The sequence below is a fragment of the Pseudoalteromonas sp. NSLLW218 genome, assembly GCF_015864775.1.
Lineage (GTDB): Bacteria > Pseudomonadota > Gammaproteobacteria > Enterobacterales > Alteromonadaceae > Pseudoalteromonas.
On record NZ_JADYWO010000012.1, the window covers coordinates 54,215 to 69,723 of the forward strand.

Here is a 15,509-nt window from a genome sequence, read left to right on the forward strand (position 1 = left end):
CCTAGATGGTATTAAGGAATTCTTTTAGGGACGCTCATGAAAAAAACACTCATCGCATCAGCTTTATTACTAGCAGCACCAAGCTTTGCAGCCGATTGGCAAACTATTCATACTGAACATTTCAACATTCACTACAGTGTTGAGCATGCTGATTTTGCTAAATCAACTGCAGCAGAGCTTGAAATAGTTCGCACCAAAGTGTTTGAGCAGCAAAACCGAGCACTTGATAAAACAGTTGATGTAGTGGTGTTTGATCCCCTAAATGCAGCAAATGGCTTTGCGCTACCTACCTCAAGTAACCCTGTGATGGCACTTTTTACTACGCCACCACAATCTGACACAGTTATATCAAACAGCTCTGGCTGGCAGCAGTTACTTGTACTGCATGAATATATTCACTTAGTGCATTTAGCACAGCCTACACGCAATGACTGGCAGCAAAAAGTACGTGGCATATGGGATCTATACGACTTAACTTACAGTGATACACCGCGCTGGGTAGCCGAAGGTTATGCCACATTGATTGAGTCTAAAATGACGGGCCGTGGGCGTTTATTTGATAACTACTCAGAGTCAATACTGCGAGAATTTGCTCAGCAAGGTGCTTTGCCAACCTATGGGCAATTAAATGGCGAGCAGGGCTTTATGGGCGGCTCAATGGCTTACTTAATGGGTAGCCGCTTTTTAAATTGGCTAGAGCAAAACTATTCAGAGCAAACACTCGATAGTGTTTGGACGCGAATACAAGGCGTAAAAACGCGTGATTTTGATGAGGCATTTAGCGGTGTGTTTGGGCAAAGTGCAGCCAAGCTATATCGCCGATTTATAGCTGAATATACCTATAAAGCAATGCAAATAGAGCAAGGGGAGCCGTTACTTAATAGTGAACTTTGGCTTGAGCTTAACTTATATGCAAGTAACCCAGCACTTTCAAAAGATGGTAGTAAGATTGCGATTGTTGAGCGAGATATAGAGAGTAATACCAAGCTTATAATTTATAGCACGGATGACAACATTAAAGCGCAAGAAGAGTTTACTAAAGCGCAAAAAGAGCTACTCGAAAACGATGCACAAGATATTCCAGATACAGCGCCCAGTGTGTTTAAGCGCGAACAAAAACAAGTGCTTAATCAAATTAACCGAGCCGGTATTGCAAATCCTCAATGGGTAAATAGCACAACGTTGTATTTCAATGCGTACAGCAATGAAGAGTCGGGTATTTATAACAAAGTGTCTGACATATTTAGCTATAACACTGACACTGGGAATATTACACAGCTTACAGAACTTGCTGGTATACGACGATTTAGCGTAACCAGTAACGGTGAAACCTTGTATGGCGAGCAAATAAGAGATGGTTACTCTGAATTAGTGAGGGTTGATCTTAATACGCAAACCATCACACCATTATTTACAAAAAGCCTTGAGACAACTTACGATTACCCAATTCTCAGTCCTGATGAAACTAAATTGGCTTATTTATCAACGTCATTAAATGAAAATTGGCAATTGTATATACAAGGCATAAACGGCGAGCAACAGCTATCAGTACCTATGCCAAACGTGTATCAATATTTAAGTCAGCCAAGCTTTAGCCATAATGGCGAGTCACTTTACTTTGTTGCAGGTTTAAATAGCGCCACCGATATTTATAACTACAACATAGAGAGTAAAACACTCACCAAGTTAACCCAAGGGCAAGAGGCCGTTGCCCACCCAATTGAAATGGCTGATGGCTCGTTACTCTATTTTTCGATAACCGCAGATGGGCCAAATGTAAAAACACTGCCAAAAGCTATAAAAAGCACTGTAGTTACTGAGTTTGCAGCTAACAAAAAAGCACCGCTGCTAATAGTAAACGACCATACACTTCCAAAAGCTAAAATATATAAGCACGAAACTACAGAGCAAACAAATTACAACGTGCTCGACCAGCACGCTACTTTCGCGATTGGCTCTCAGTATTATTCGGCTTCTACCAGTTTGTTAGATTTAAGCATTAAAAGTAGCGACTTATTAAAGCAGCTCGACTTACAGGCGGGGTATAGCACTGATTTACACGATGGGGCATTGCACGGTGGTTATGTGCAGGCAAAATATAATGCGCTTGATGTAAAACTGAAACTTGCACTGTTTGACTATGATTTAGATACATCGCGCCAGTATGAGCAAAGTCTAAGTGCAGACATGGATGCCCGTGGTGGTTTTGCCGCAATAAGTTACCCCGTTAAATTTGGGCAGTTAAGTTTAACGCCAGAGCTTGCCTACAATTACACTGATTATAGGCAAAGCCATAAAAATTGGACGCGTTTAGGCATTGCTCAAAATTGGCAATATGATCGTCAAGATTTTGCAATAGGGCAAAGTCTTTATGCCAGTTGGTACGATGGCAGTAGTAAGAGCAATAGTTGGCAAGGTTACGATTTAGCCGCCAAACTTTTTGGTAAAGCGTTTGGTATTCCTCTTTATGCAAACTTTGATCAAAAACAACGTGATGACAGGAGCCTTGCATTAGGTGGCTTTAGCTCAAATCTTATTAATCAGCAGCAAAATAGTGAATATGTACTTTCATCTGAGCTGCCTTTTTACAGTGCAACTGCAAAGCGCTATCAAGGCTACGGTGGCGGCTTTAGCTTTAAAGAAGGCATGCCGTGGCTTTATTATAAGCAACATCAACTCGACGACACCGTATACGCACAAAGCTACGGCTTAAAATACCAAGGTGATTTTAGTTTTGGAATGGGGCCTGCAGGCGTAAATGATTTAACATTTAATATGGGACTGTCGCGAGTAGAAGGCGACAGTTTTGAAGATGAAATGCGTGCTTGGCTGAGCTTTTATTATTCGTTATAAATATTAATTGGCTAAGTTACTTATCCATTTGCAAGGATAGTAACTTAGCTTGATATACATCGAGTTTTTGATTATCACGTTCTAGTTCAATTGCTTTCTCAAGTAAGGTTTGTGTTTGTTTAATATTACCTTGTTGATAGCGAACTTTTGCGAGTTCCAAGTATAGCTCAGCAATGTAAGGCGCTTTAGTAATCGCTTGCTCAAGGTGTGCTTTAGCCTGATGAGCGTGGCCAGCTTGTAAGTTGTTTTTAGCGATCACTAGTAATTCGTATGGGTCTTTTTCTTTATTAACTAATTGTGAGGTGAGCTCTTTAACAAGCTCTTTGTCGCCTAACTTTTTAGCTAAAAGCTGATAGTTGCTGATTAAATTAATGCTTATTTCGTTATTACTAAGTGCTGTTTGATAGATGTTTTTAGCGCTTTGTAAATCACCAGCTCGGCGATGTAAAATGCCAGCTATGTTAAATAGTTCTGCATCATTTGGTGTAAATTTATTCGCTTGTAAAATAAGAGAGTAGGCAATATCAAGCTGTTTGTCTGCTAGTGCTATGGCAGCTAAATTACTATAAAACTTAGAAACTAAATCGTTATAGTCTGCGCTGCTTGAATAAAAACTGCGACGGGTAGGGAAGTAATCAATTAAGGTGCCCGCTCTGAAAAACTCAATAATATTATCATCTTTTTTCTCTACTTTTGGAGCATATACTTTTGTTCTAAAGTGATTAGCGACATAAACAACATTATTTTCTTTTGCGTATATGGGCTTACTTGTAACTTCTTGAAAGCTTGTTTCTAACCCAAGAGCTTGTGCGTAGCTTTGCGTTAAAATGGCTAAACTAATGCAATTACCTTGCGAACGCTTTAAGGTTTGAGCTGAAGTAAGTGTATCGCCATGGTATTTAAAGTTAGCTATCTGGCTTTCGAGGTAGTTGTAAATTATGCGGTCATCACGGATTTGGGATAGCTTTTGGTTTTCGGCGTAAGCTAAAAACATTTCTTTTTCAGCATCCGGTAACTCAAAAATACTGTGCTCAGAAGGTGTGTCGAGTTCATTAAACAAAGAATGATTTAATAGTTGTTCAAGTCCTACTTGTTGTTCTACTTGCTGAACTTTGGTTGTGTTACATCCAACTAAAAATAAAAAGGTAATACTAATAACTATTTTGATAAATATCATAACCCACTCCTTTGTTAATTTTTACATTACAATGTGGTGGGTTTTTAATCAAGCCCTTGCTGTGCTGCGTTTATTAAAACGGTTTTTTTGTGAATGTTTTTTACGTCTACGGCGAGTAAACCATAAGTAAAAACCAGTACCTGCTAGCCACACTGGGCTCAAACCAATTACGCACCACAGTATTTTACTTATTAGCCCTGCAAAGTAGCCAAAATGAAGTTTTCTAAAACTATCAATTACTTGCCAGCCAATGCCTACTTCGCGAATATCCCAGTTAGTTAAATGTTCGCCTGTTTGCTTGTCGTAACTAACTGTATTAGCGTATTCGCTTGCAAGCGGGTTGCTTGTGTCTACTTCGCCGAATAAGGTGATATTTTCGTCAGGCTCGAGTGGCATAACTAAAAACGTACCGTTAAAAGTGGGTATTTGTTTTTTACTGTCATCAAGTATGTGTTGAAAAGAAATATCGCTGCTGTGTAAGTTTTTGGTTAGTACAAAGTGCTCTTCTTCAGCGTGTTCAATAACTTCGTGATACCACACCGCCCAGTTAAAGTAGCCACCTGTGATAGCTAAAATAATAATGATGGGAGATCCTATAACCCCCGTCATTTTATGAATGTCGCTAAGTACTATTTGCAGTGTTGCACGCCAGCGCACACTAAATAGACGCTGCCAAAATTTACGATAAATAATAAGCCCAGTTACACCTAACACCAATAAAAACAATGCAAAAAAGAAGCCTAGTACAGTACCTGTTTGCCCTGGTAGATTTTTAAAGTCGTTAAGTAAAAAGGTGTAATGCAGTTCTAAAAACCAATCGGTAAAATAATGGCTGGTGCCAACAGGTTCAGATAAAATGTCACCTGTATATTGGTTTAAATGAAACTTATACCATTGCTCTGTGCCGCGTTTTACTAAGTAAACCCGATCAGCAGTATCATCGTTAAATATTTCCCAACTACCTACTACATATTCAGGGTAAGCATGCTCTGTTTTTGCAATTAACTTGTCGATTGGTATGCGCTCTGGCAGTGCTTTTACAACAAAGTGGCTGCTTGGCATAAGTAGGCCATCTATCTCACTTTTAAAAACTAATACGCTCCCTGTAATACTAATAACAATCAACGGAATGATGGCTATGAGGGCGATCCAACTGTGAATTTTAAAGAGAGTTTTTCTCATAAATAATTTTATATAGCAGCTAATGACTTGCGCATGATAACAACTATCATTTTTATTTAATAGTTTGTGAGTGGACTTTCTATTAAATAGGTAAACTGTGAACTTAATTCTACAGTTTTTGTATACCTAGCTTGCCAGTACCTAAAACAAGAATGTCTTATTTAGTTGAGTTAAATCTACGCGGCTCTACAATGCCGCGCTCATAGTAAAAGCCTTTTAAAACAGATGTTTATTAAATGTTTTTATTTCCATATTTAATTAACATTTATGTAACGAGCGAGGTTGTTTTGGCGCATTATTTGCCTATATTGTCTTCATTTATTTTGGTTTTTAGTTTTTTACCATTACTAAGCAAAATTCGAAAAAACCGTAGTGTCTCAGGTTTATCACTATTGATGATGACGTTTGGGTTAGCACAAAGTCTTTACTTTATAACCTACAATATTTATTTTGAACGCTTTTATATTGCGTTACCATTTATAGTAACAGGCGCGCTAAGCGGACTTATTTTGTATTTTTTTGCACGTTATAACGCAGCCAAACGAGAACGGGTGCAGTTGGTTACTATGCTAGGCTTTTCGTTACTGCCTTTTTCACTGCTTTTGAATTCAACCCTCGATACTGCAATGGTATTAAGCGCCTTAACGTATGTTGGCCTGGTGATGAGTTCAGTACGTGTTATGCCACAAACCTATAAAACATTGCGTACGGGTAATGTAAGTAATTTAAGCGCGCGCTACTTTAGCTTGCAGTTTATTGCTGGTATTTGCGGCTTAGTTGTTGAGCTTACAACAGTTGCTCCAAGCACGGCGCACTTACTTATGTTTATTATGCTATTGCTTACCAATGCTGTGCAATTTGGTTGTATGCAATATTATAGAATGCGACCTGTAATGGCTTAAAAACAAGCTACTTAAGTTCCTATTTAGCCTAATTTATGGCAAATTACTTTATCAAATAAAGGGATAAAGTATGAATTGGAATCAGTTTGGCTATATTTGCCGTGTTAATAGCTCTAAAACACTAAGTACAGAGCAAAAAGATGAGCTAAGTACACAGTCCCATTTAAATATGTATGCCAATAGCGGGTCGCATAGTAAATTAGCGCATAATATGGTGATGCAAATTGCATCTCAAGATGAAGCAACATCGCAAAAGCAAGCTGCGTATTATCAATGCTTGCCAGAGTTAGTTAACGAATTTAAGTTTGAGCACAAGGGCTGGCTTAGTTACTTAACCATTGTATTTGTTATTTATGTTTTATCCTCTTCGTTGTATCAGTCTTTTGTTGTGCCTTCTTTTGTAGAGATATATAGCAAGCACACTGTTTCTTTAAATCATGTATTTGATGATTATTTTACTTACTGGTATGTGCCAATCATCTTACTCGTTTTATTACTGAGTATTATTTTTACCGTTATTTTAAAGCTCAAAAATGCAAGTACTCTCATAGAGCTAAAGCCTTTTTCAGGTTTATTTAAATTTCTTATTCCTCGTCAATTAATTAATGAGTATAACTCTTTAATTACCACGCTATTATTTCCAAGTAATCATAAAAAGGGTATTAAAGCTTCTACACCCCAAACCGAGCATTTAGCTAAATGCGAGCTGCTAGGTTTAGAAACCCAAGAAGAATTTAAAGCGTTATTAAAGCAGCAGCTAAAATTACTTAATGCGCATATTAAAAGCTATATAAATAAGCTCGTTATTGTTTATGGTTTGGTCATTGTTGTTTCTATTTACCTGTTTGTTAAAGCGGCTTACCAACCAATATTTATGCTAGGAGAAGTACTATGAAAACGAAAGGATTTACGTTAATAGAGTTGATGGTAGTGGTGTCTATTATTGGTATTTTAGCTGCTGTTGCGCTACCTCAATATAGTAAGTATATGCAACGAGCAGAACTTGTTGACCCACTTGCAATGGCTGCTGTTATTCGCGAAGACGTTACGGTTTATTATCTTGAAAACAGGCGCTTTCCAGCAAGTAATGAGCAAGCGGGTGTACCTGCAAGTAAATTTTTGATTGGTAATCGAGTGACGGGCATCACAGTCGATAATGGTGCTATTCATATTAGCTTGGGTAATAAAGCCTCACAGCTTTTGCAAAATACAGTTTTAACATTCAGACCCGCCGTTGTAACAGGAAGCCCTACAAGCCCAATTGCATGGTTATGTGGGTTTGATGAACCGGTAACTGGCATGCAAGCTATTGGTGAAAATAAGACAACAGTACCAAAAGAAATTTTACCTTCAGCATGTATATAAAATAATTTAGGGGATTAAAGTGCAATTAGCCATTCATCAAATAGATGCGTTTACGAATGAGTTATTTAAAGGTAACTATGCGGCAGTGATCCCACTAGAATCGTGGTTAAGCGACGATTTAATGCTAAAGATTGGCGCTGAAAATAACGTATCTGAAACTGCTTTTACCTGCCTGCAAAACGATGGAAGTTTTGTTATTCGCTGGTTTTCGCCGTTAATGGAAATCGATTTTTGTGGTCACGCCACACTTGCGGCTGCCTATGTTTTATGTGAAGAGCATAATATATCGCAAATTCGCTTTATTGCTGATGCGGTGGGCGAGCTAATCGTTAATAAAAACGCTGATGGCAGCTTTGCAATGACCTTTCCAAAACAAGCACCGGTTGAAGTGCAAAATGTGCCGCAGCAACTGCTTGACGGCCTGTCTATACAACCGAGTAAAGTGCTTAAAAATCGCCAAGCCTACTTTGTTATTTATGAAAGCGGTGACCAAATACTTGAATTAAAAACTAGCTCAGAGCTTTTAAAAACGCTTTATCCACTTGATGTAGTGGCCACTGCTCCAAGTACTGAATATGATTTTATATCTCGTTATTTTTGGCCTGCAAGCGGTGGCGATGAGGATTACGTAACAGGTTCTATTCATACTGGCTTGGCACCTTACTGGGCGCAGCAGTTGGATAAAGCTACGTTAAGTGCTTATCAAGCTTCAAGCAGAGGCGGGCATTTACTATGTGAAGTGGGTGATACAACCGTTACCTTAACAGGGCATGCTGTAAGGTATTTAAAAGGCACTATTTATATTTGATCTGTGAATTAGGTTATAAAAAAGGCCACGTTAAACGTGGCCTTGGTTTACTCAATTAGTAGAGTTATTTTACGCTTCTAGCGCTTTTGCTATTAAGCGGTCAATATATTTTTTATGCGCTTTAGTTGCTGTATCTGCACCCCAAGCAACACTGGTATCGGCTATTTGAGTTAGCTGATATAACGCAGCTGTTTTAGCTAAGTTATCGTATTTACTTGCTTTGCCAAGACCTGCAATTGCGATTAGCTGATTAACATACTCAATTTGTAAGTTGTGACTAATAGAATTTGCGTCTTTGCTTTTCACAAAAATATTAGCGGTTAAATCTTGCATAAACTGAGTTAGGCTATATTTATTACCGTACAACGCAGTATCAGAAATACGCAGTAATACGGCTGGGTGTAATAGCTGTGCAAGTACAGATTTTTGCATCCCTAAAATCATTTGGTGTGCTTTAGGGTCTTCATTTTTGCCATAGTGATTAAAGCCACGACGTTGCAGCTGTAAGTAGCTATAAAGAGGTTGCATGTTTTGTAGTACGTCTGGTGCAAATACAAACTTTGCGAGTATATCCATCGCTTGTGTTTGGCGCTCAAGCGATACAGGTGTAAATGGTTTATCTGCGTTTGCATCACCCACTACAGCACGCTCAACGTACACACCACCAATCTGGCGAGAAACAACACCCGCTTGAGCTCGGTACTGACCAAATAAGCTGTTAGCAGAGGTAACAAGCTGTTGGTAAGACTCACCTTTAACTGTTGCTTTATCTTTTAGCTCAGTAAATAATTTATTAATTAGCGCCATACGATCTGCGCCATAGGCCGCAGGGTTTGATGACAAATCACCAATCATTACACGTGGATCGATATGGCGACCTGGTGCGCGCATATCGTCTGCGTCGTTACCAAAGGCAAGGGCATGTTCACTTGAACGAGCAAGTATTTTTTCAAGTCTAGCTTGTTCAGCAGCTTCATCTTCAAGCGCTACGCTGTAGCCATAGTTAATTGCCCAATCATCGTAAGGGCCTGGTTTTGTTTGAAAAATATCACCTTGCTGCACACCAATTGGGGCAATGTTAGCCGGTGCATAATCCATAACAGAGCCGGTTACTATGCCTTGGGTTTTGTTTTTGTCGTGTACTTCTTTTTCATCCCACAAAATAGATGATTTCATATTGTGGTTAAGACCTAAAGTATGGCCTACTTCGTGAAGTACCAATTGTGTTAGACCTTGGCGAAGCATTTCTTTATCTTCAATTTTTCCGCCGCTAGCAAGGCCTTTGGCAAGCATTAGATTTTGTTGAATTTCATGCCCTAGTGAACAATTTAACTCGCCGGTATGTGTTGTTCCACCGTGGCTCATTGTTCCTTGAGTGAAAAGTGTGTCGTAAATCCAACGGTTTTTCATAAATACAAACTCAAGCATAATATCTGAGCCCAGTATTTCGCCAGTTAATGGGTTAGCAAGTGCAGGTCCGTATCCGCCAAATGGAGGTTTAGGTGACGAAGTCCAACGCAGTACGTTGTAATTAATATCGCCCGCATCCCAATCTGCATCATCTGGTTGTACTTTTACCTCTAAGGCATTTTTAAAACCGGCTTTTTCAAAAGAAGTATTCCATGTTAAAACAGCATCACGAATAGTATCGCGCCACTCAATTGGTGTGGTGTTTTCTATCCACCAAGTAATTGGTTTTACTGGCTCTGAAAGTGCTGCACTAGGGTCTTTCTTTTGTAGATCCCAGCGTTTTATAACATCTTCATAAGGTGCCCAATCGGTAGATGTCATTTGATCAAATTGATTAGTAAAATAACCAATACGGGCGTCGTCCATGCGCGGCTGGTAATCGTTTTTAGGTAGAGCAACAAACGAGTGCTGTACTTTTACCGATACACTACGTGGGTCGCTTACTGCATTTGAGCCACGTACCGTTGGGCTTGGGTTAGTAAATACGTAATCAACAACCACGTCTAAGTTATTAGGATATGGACGCTGTTTAATAATGCGTGATTTTTTATCGTCTAGCTTGCCTACTTTAAAGCGCTTTTTAGCGTTTTTATCAGCTGGATTTGGCGTAGGTGATACTTTATGAAGTGCTTCGCTTAAAAATAACTTATTTACGTTGAATGCTATTTTACCGTCTTCTTCTTTTTCTATTTTAATGCTCGCAAGTACCGCTTCACTAATATTGGCATCACTCGCTTTTGAAATTGCACTGTTTTCGTCAAATTTGTAGCGAGGAGTTTTGCTAATGATATCGATACGATCAAAGTATTTTCTAAATTCAATTAACTTAGTTTCGCGGTACGAACCACGATAATGGCCTGCATCTGTAACGCCATCAACGGTATGCGCAAAATATACAAACGGCGTATTAAGTTGGGACTCGTTAATCACCATAAGGTGCTTACCGGTTTTTTCGTCTTGATAAAGGTTAAATATACCGGCAAATTCGGTTTGTCCTTTGATCATTTCGCTAAGTGTTTTTGGCTCTTTTTCGTCTTTTTTATCGGCTGCAAATGCATGGCTGCCAAACGCTAAGCTAAGCGCAAGGGTGATGGTCGTTAATTTCATTTTGAGACTTTTAATATTTGTTAATTTAATTGGACTGTACGTAAATTAATTTGATTTCGCACATCTTCGCGACGAAATTTAAGTGTACAACGCTAATTACCTGATATTAATAAATAAAAGTTTGTAACAAAATATAACGAATGAGATGAACTGCATGCAAAGTTATTTTTTATAACCCGGAAAATCGGTGTTTCATATGCATTTGCAACAGTTGCTTACAAATGTCACCTTAATGTTTCATATGGCTCTGGTATTATGACGTTAATAGAATTTTGGGGATAATAGGATATGCAAACAAATTCACTTAGATGGGTTTTTCCATTTGTAGCACTAGTTGTTGGTGTTGTTGGCTTTATGGGAATAAATGCCATTGCACAAGAGCCAGAAAAAAAAGAAGTAATTGATACTCGTCCAACAGTGCAAGTTGAGCCAGTGGCTGCTAACGATCATCAAGTTATTATTAATAGCTACGGTGAAGTAAAGCCTCTTGAAAGTACACAGCTTTCGGCGCAGGTGTCGGGTGAAGTGTTAAGTTGGCATCCTAATTTTGTAGCCGGTGGCATCGTTGCTCGCGGTGAAACGTTATTCACTATCGAAAAAGACAACTACGAGGCAGCAGTACTTGTTGCAGAGGCAGAGATTGCTCGCGCACAGGCAGGCTTAATTGAAGAGCAGGCGCAAGCTCAAGTAGCCGCAGATGAAGCAAAGCGTTTTCCAAGTAAAGCGCGTACCGACTTATTTTTACGTAAGCCTCAAGTGCTAAGTGCGCAGGCGTCTGTAAAGTCGGCGCAAGCTGCATTAAAACGTGCACAACGTGACTTAGATAATTGTGAAGTAACAGCCCCTTACGATGCATTGGTTATTAGCCGAAATGTAGGTGTGGGTCAATTTGTCACTATGGGTTCGCAAGTTGCTGAACTCAATAATATTGAAACTGCTGAAGTGATTATTCCTATAGCAGGGTTCGATAGCGTTTTTTTGACAGAGCGTATTAAAGGTATTACCGCAACGATTATTCAAAAGGGCCTAAACAGCTTCACCCGTGAAGGTGTAATTGACCGTGACTTAGGGATTGTTGATAACGCTACACGTATGAGCAGTTTAGTAGTACGTATAGAAGACCCATACGGTCTTAAAAACATACAACCAGCCATTAAGTTTGGCAGCTACGTACAGGTAAATTTTGCAGGTGCAATGCTTAATAATATTTACCGTTTACCGCAAGCTTTGGTTAACAATCAAACTGTGTGGGTAGTAAACGAAAATCAAGAACTAGAGCCTCGCAAAGTAACGGTTATTCGTGAAGAGGGTGAGTATTTTTATATTAGCAGTGGTTTAAATGCCGATGACAAACTCGTTATTACTTTACCTGAATACCCGCAAAAAGGAATGCAGGTTAAAATTGCAGGTGTAGCTGCAAAACCAGAAAGCTCAGAAACGAGCACTTCAAACACGCAACAGCTGTAGGGTGTAATAGTTATGAGCGAGTCAATACAACAAAAACAAACAGGGTTAATTGCCTACTTTGCTAATAATTCAGTAGCCGCTAATTTAATGATGTTTTTTATCATTATTATGGGAGCTATAAGTTACTTTACGATTCAGCGTCAAATGTTTCCTAATGTAGAGATTAACTACATTAATATTGAGGCTAATTACCCCGGTGCCTCTCCTCAGGAAATAGAAGAAAGCATTCTCATAAAAGTTGAAGAGTCACTTAAAGATATAACCGAAATTAAAAAAGGCGTGTATCGCGCATTTAGAAATGGCGGTACAGCCAGCCTAGAAATAAACACCGATGCAGAACTTACCGATGTACTTGATAAGGTAAAGCTACGCGTTGATGGCATTGCGACTTTTCCGGCTGGTATGGAACCGGTCACCATAAGTCAGGTTGAGTTTAGGCAAGATGTAATAGGCATGACACTGGTTGCTGACTTACCGCTTACGGAGCTTAAGCCGATAGCAAACCAAATAGAGGATGAGTTACTACAGTTATCTAACGTATCTTTGGTTGTAAACGATGTACCGCTTGATGAAATTGCTATTGAAATAGAGCCCGATACGCTTCGCCAATATAATTTAACCCTTAGTGATGTGATGAATGCGGTACGCCGTTACTCAGCTAACTTCTCTGCTGGGCAGCTAAAAACAGACGCAGGCGTTATTTCTGTTCGCGTCGAAAATCAGTTTTACTCAGGTGAAGAGTTCAGGCAAATTCCGGTAAAAATTGGTGAGTATGGTGCTAAAGTTTTACTGCAAGATATTGCCGTAATTAAAGATCAGTTTACTGAAGGTGAGCGCTACTTTAAGTTTAATGGCGAAAACGCGGTGTATTTATCGGTTAAAGCAACGCAAGAACAAAACATGATTCCCGTTGCGGATTCGGTTAAAGCGTTTATTGATCAAAAAAATAAGCAGTTGCCGCCGGGTATTCGGTTAGAGCCATTAATGGACATGACATACTACCTAAATGCTCGCCTTGATATGATGAAAGCTAACCTGTTTCAAGGTGCCATTTTGGTGGCAATTATGTTGTCGTTATTCTTGCGTTTTAAACTAGCGCTTTGGGTAATGATTGGCTTACCTGTTTGTTTTTTAGGGGCTATGATGATGATGCCACTATTTGGCATTAGCATTAATATTATTTCGTTATTCGCTTTTATAATGGTGCTCGGCATAGTGGTGGATGATGCCATCGTGATAGGGGAAGCTGCCTACACCGAAGTTGAAAAAAGCGGCGGTGGTGTAGAAAATGTTGTGCGTGGCGCTAACCGAGTCGCGACCCCTGCAACCTTTGGTGTGTTAACAACGATTGCTGTATTTGCACCATTCACAATGTCGAGCGGGCCAGAAAGTGCCTTCTTTTATGGTATAGCCGTTGTAGTAATGCTGTGTTTAGTATTTAGTTTGATTGAATCAAAGCTGATACTGCCAGCTCACATTGCTCATACGCACTTTTCGCCGATCAAAAAAGGTGGTTGGCGCGATCGCTTCAATACACGCTTTTTTGGTTTCGTAAATGGTCCATATAAACGTTTTATTGCTAAGTGTGTTGATTGGCGTTGGACTGTTTTGTTTGCTTTTATTGCAATGTTTATAATCAGTATTGCACTTATTACGTCTAATAAAGTACGTACAGTTCCAACTCCTAAAGTGCCGCATGACTTTCCACAAATACAAGTTGAAATGAACGACAACGTTTCTGATTTACAAACCATTGCCGCTATTCGCGAAATAGAAGCTATGGTACTTAGAGTCGATGAAGAAACAGAACGTGAATTTGGCCAAAAAATTATTCGTGATGTATTGGTATTTAACCAAGGCAGAACTGAGTCGCAGTTACTAGCTCCATTAGTTGACGAAGATTCACGTCCATACAATGCATTTGAGCTTTCTCGCCGATGGCGTGAGGCTATGCCGACTATTGCTGGTATTAAGTCGTTAACTATTCAAGACGATGTTGGTGGCGGCGGTGGTAATGGTGGCGGCGAGTTTGGCTATTTACTGTATGGCTCAGATATAGATACTTTAAATCAAGCGGGTCGTCGTTTTATTCAATTACTTCAACAGCAAAAAGGGTTGTTTGATATTAGCTCAACCATAGATCCTGCGAGCAAAGAAGTGCAAATGAGCCTTAAACCTGTTGCTTATGATTTAGGCTTAGATTTAGCAGGTATTGCAAATCAAGTGGGAGCCAGTTTTTATGGTGGCGAAGCGCAGCGCGTAATCCGAAACGGCGAAGAAGTACGCGTAATGGTACGCTACCCTAAACTGACTCGTGAGGCATTTTCATCACTTAAACACACCGTGGTTACCACCCCACAAGGGCGAGAAGTACTTCTTGGTGATGTAGTAGAATTAACAGAAACGCCAGGTATTAGCTATATACGCCGCGAAGGTGGCTACCGTACCGTGTATGTTTATGGCAATATTGATGAAGAGCAAATTGAGCCGGGTGAAGTGGTTAAGCAAGTAAAAGAAAACTTACTGCCACAGCTAATAGAAGAATTCCCAAGTGTTAAATCAGAGCTTGGTGGCGCAATAGAAGAGCAGCAAGCTCAAGCTAATGAGCAAATAATGTTTTTTATTGGCGGAATGATTTTAGTATACATACTGCTAGCTGTGCCGCTTAAAAGCTATTCACAACCGCTTATCGTAATGTCGGTTATTCCGTTTAGTTTAACCGGGGCTATCTGGGGTCATTACTGGTTTGATTTAGATATGAGCTTAATGTCGGGATTTGGCTTAATTGCCGCAGCAGGTGTTGTTATAAATGATTCACTTGTAATGACCGATTATGTAAACCAAGTTCGCCGCGAAGGTGTTAGCGTTAAAAATGCGGTAATAGAAGCTGGTTGTGCTCGCTTTAGAGCAATACTATTAACGTCTATAACAACCTTTGCTGGTGTATTACCTATTATGTTTGAAACAAGCCTGCAGGCTAAGTTTGTAATACCTATGGCGGTAGCACTTGGCTTTGCTGTTATGTTTGCAACGTTAATAACGCTTATATTAGTACCGTGTTTATATATTATTTTGGGTGATATTGGTGCGATGTTTAAGCGCCCATTTAAAGGCCGAGCTGCTAAAGTCTCGTAATAATACCAATTCGCAATAATACTTAATTATTTTACGGGGCTAA

At 39.5% G+C, this 15,509-nt stretch carries 10 protein-coding genes; 7 read left to right on the forward strand and 3 right to left on the reverse strand.

What is annotated here, in order from left to right; translation table 11 throughout:
• The first annotated feature begins 36 nt into the window (after window positions 1-36).
• Window positions 37-2,853, forward strand: coding sequence for a hypothetical protein (locus I6E80_RS17035; protein ID WP_197186053.1), 2,817 nt, complete (start codon window positions 37-39; stop codon window positions 2,851-2,853).
• 16 nt (window positions 2,854-2,869) lie between these two features.
• On the opposite strand, the gene I6E80_RS17040 is transcribed toward I6E80_RS17035, so the two are convergent.
• Window positions 2,870-4,030 (reverse strand): lipopolysaccharide assembly protein LapB, encoded by a 1,161-nt coding sequence (locus I6E80_RS17040; RefSeq protein WP_197186054.1) that lies wholly within the window; start codon window positions 4,028-4,030, stop codon window positions 2,870-2,872.
• A gap of 48 nt (window positions 4,031-4,078) precedes the next feature.
• A complete protein-coding gene (locus tag I6E80_RS17045) occupies window positions 4,079-5,212 on the reverse strand; it encodes a PepSY domain-containing protein (protein WP_197186055.1) in 1,134 nt (377 codons plus the stop codon).
• Window positions 5,213-5,499: 287 nt separating this feature from the next.
• Between I6E80_RS17045 and I6E80_RS17050 the strand changes: the two genes are divergently transcribed.
• From I6E80_RS17050 to I6E80_RS17065, 4 genes are all read left to right on the forward strand, one after another.
• Window positions 5,500-6,114, forward strand: a complete 615-nt coding sequence (locus tag I6E80_RS17050; protein WP_033036764.1) for a SemiSWEET family transporter — start codon at window positions 5,500-5,502, stop codon at window positions 6,112-6,114.
• A gap of 70 nt (window positions 6,115-6,184) precedes the next feature.
• Window positions 6,185-7,009, forward strand: a complete 825-nt coding sequence (locus I6E80_RS17055; protein WP_197186056.1) for a hypothetical protein — start codon at window positions 6,185-6,187, stop codon at window positions 7,007-7,009.
• Window positions 7,006-7,479 (forward strand): pilin, encoded by a 474-nt coding sequence (locus I6E80_RS17060; protein WP_197186057.1) that lies wholly within the window; start codon window positions 7,006-7,008, stop codon window positions 7,477-7,479. Before I6E80_RS17055 ends, I6E80_RS17060 begins: the two co-directional genes overlap by 4 nt.
• A 19-nt stretch (window positions 7,480-7,498) precedes the next feature.
• Window positions 7,499-8,287 carry a PhzF family phenazine biosynthesis protein gene (locus I6E80_RS17065; RefSeq protein WP_197186058.1) on the forward strand — a complete coding sequence of 263 codons (789 nt, stop codon included), beginning with the start codon at window positions 7,499-7,501 and terminating at the stop codon, window positions 8,285-8,287.
• A 69-nt stretch (window positions 8,288-8,356) separates the two neighbouring features.
• On the opposite strand, the gene I6E80_RS17070 is transcribed toward I6E80_RS17065, so the two are convergent.
• The gene (locus I6E80_RS17070; protein ID WP_197186059.1) at window positions 8,357-10,864 is read right to left on the reverse strand and encodes a zinc-dependent metalloprotease; all 2,508 of its coding nucleotides are present in this window, start codon (window positions 10,862-10,864) and stop codon (window positions 8,357-8,359) included.
• A gap of 288 nt (window positions 10,865-11,152) precedes the next feature.
• Here I6E80_RS17070 and I6E80_RS17075 point away from each other — a divergent pair, with 288 nt between their 5' ends.
• Complete coding sequence (locus I6E80_RS17075) at window positions 11,153-12,331, forward strand: efflux RND transporter periplasmic adaptor subunit (RefSeq protein ID WP_197186060.1); 1,179 nt, start codon at window positions 11,153-11,155, stop codon at window positions 12,329-12,331.
• Window positions 12,332-12,343: 12 nt separating this feature from the next.
• Window positions 12,344-15,466: an efflux RND transporter permease subunit gene (locus I6E80_RS17080; RefSeq protein WP_197186061.1), complete on the forward strand. Its 3,123-nt coding sequence runs from the start codon at window positions 12,344-12,346 to the stop codon at window positions 15,464-15,466.
• The last annotated feature ends 43 nt before the right edge of the window (window positions 15,467-15,509 follow it).

Excerpts from the sequence above, each read along its gene's own strand:
- I6E80_RS17075 (WP_197186060.1), top strand. The coding sequence starts at position 11,153 with ATGCAAACAAATTCACTTAGATGGGTTTTTCCATTTGTAGCACTAGTT.
- I6E80_RS17035 (WP_197186053.1), top strand. The coding sequence starts at position 37 with ATGAAAAAAACACTCATCGCATCAGCTTTATTACTAGCAGCACCAAGC.
- I6E80_RS17080 (WP_197186061.1), top strand. The coding sequence starts at position 12,344 with ATGAGCGAGTCAATACAACAAAAACAAACAGGGTTAATTGCCTACTTT.
- I6E80_RS17070 (WP_197186059.1), bottom strand. The coding sequence starts at position 10,864 with ATGAAATTAACGACCATCACCCTTGCGCTTAGCTTAGCGTTTGGCAGC.
- I6E80_RS17060 (WP_197186057.1), top strand. The coding sequence starts at position 7,006 with ATGAAAACGAAAGGATTTACGTTAATAGAGTTGATGGTAGTGGTGTCT.
- I6E80_RS17055 (WP_197186056.1), top strand. The coding sequence starts at position 6,185 with ATGAATTGGAATCAGTTTGGCTATATTTGCCGTGTTAATAGCTCTAAA.
- I6E80_RS17045 (WP_197186055.1), bottom strand. The coding sequence starts at position 5,212 with ATGAGAAAAACTCTCTTTAAAATTCACAGTTGGATCGCCCTCATAGCC.
- I6E80_RS17040 (WP_197186054.1), bottom strand. The coding sequence starts at position 4,030 with ATGATATTTATCAAAATAGTTATTAGTATTACCTTTTTATTTTTAGTT.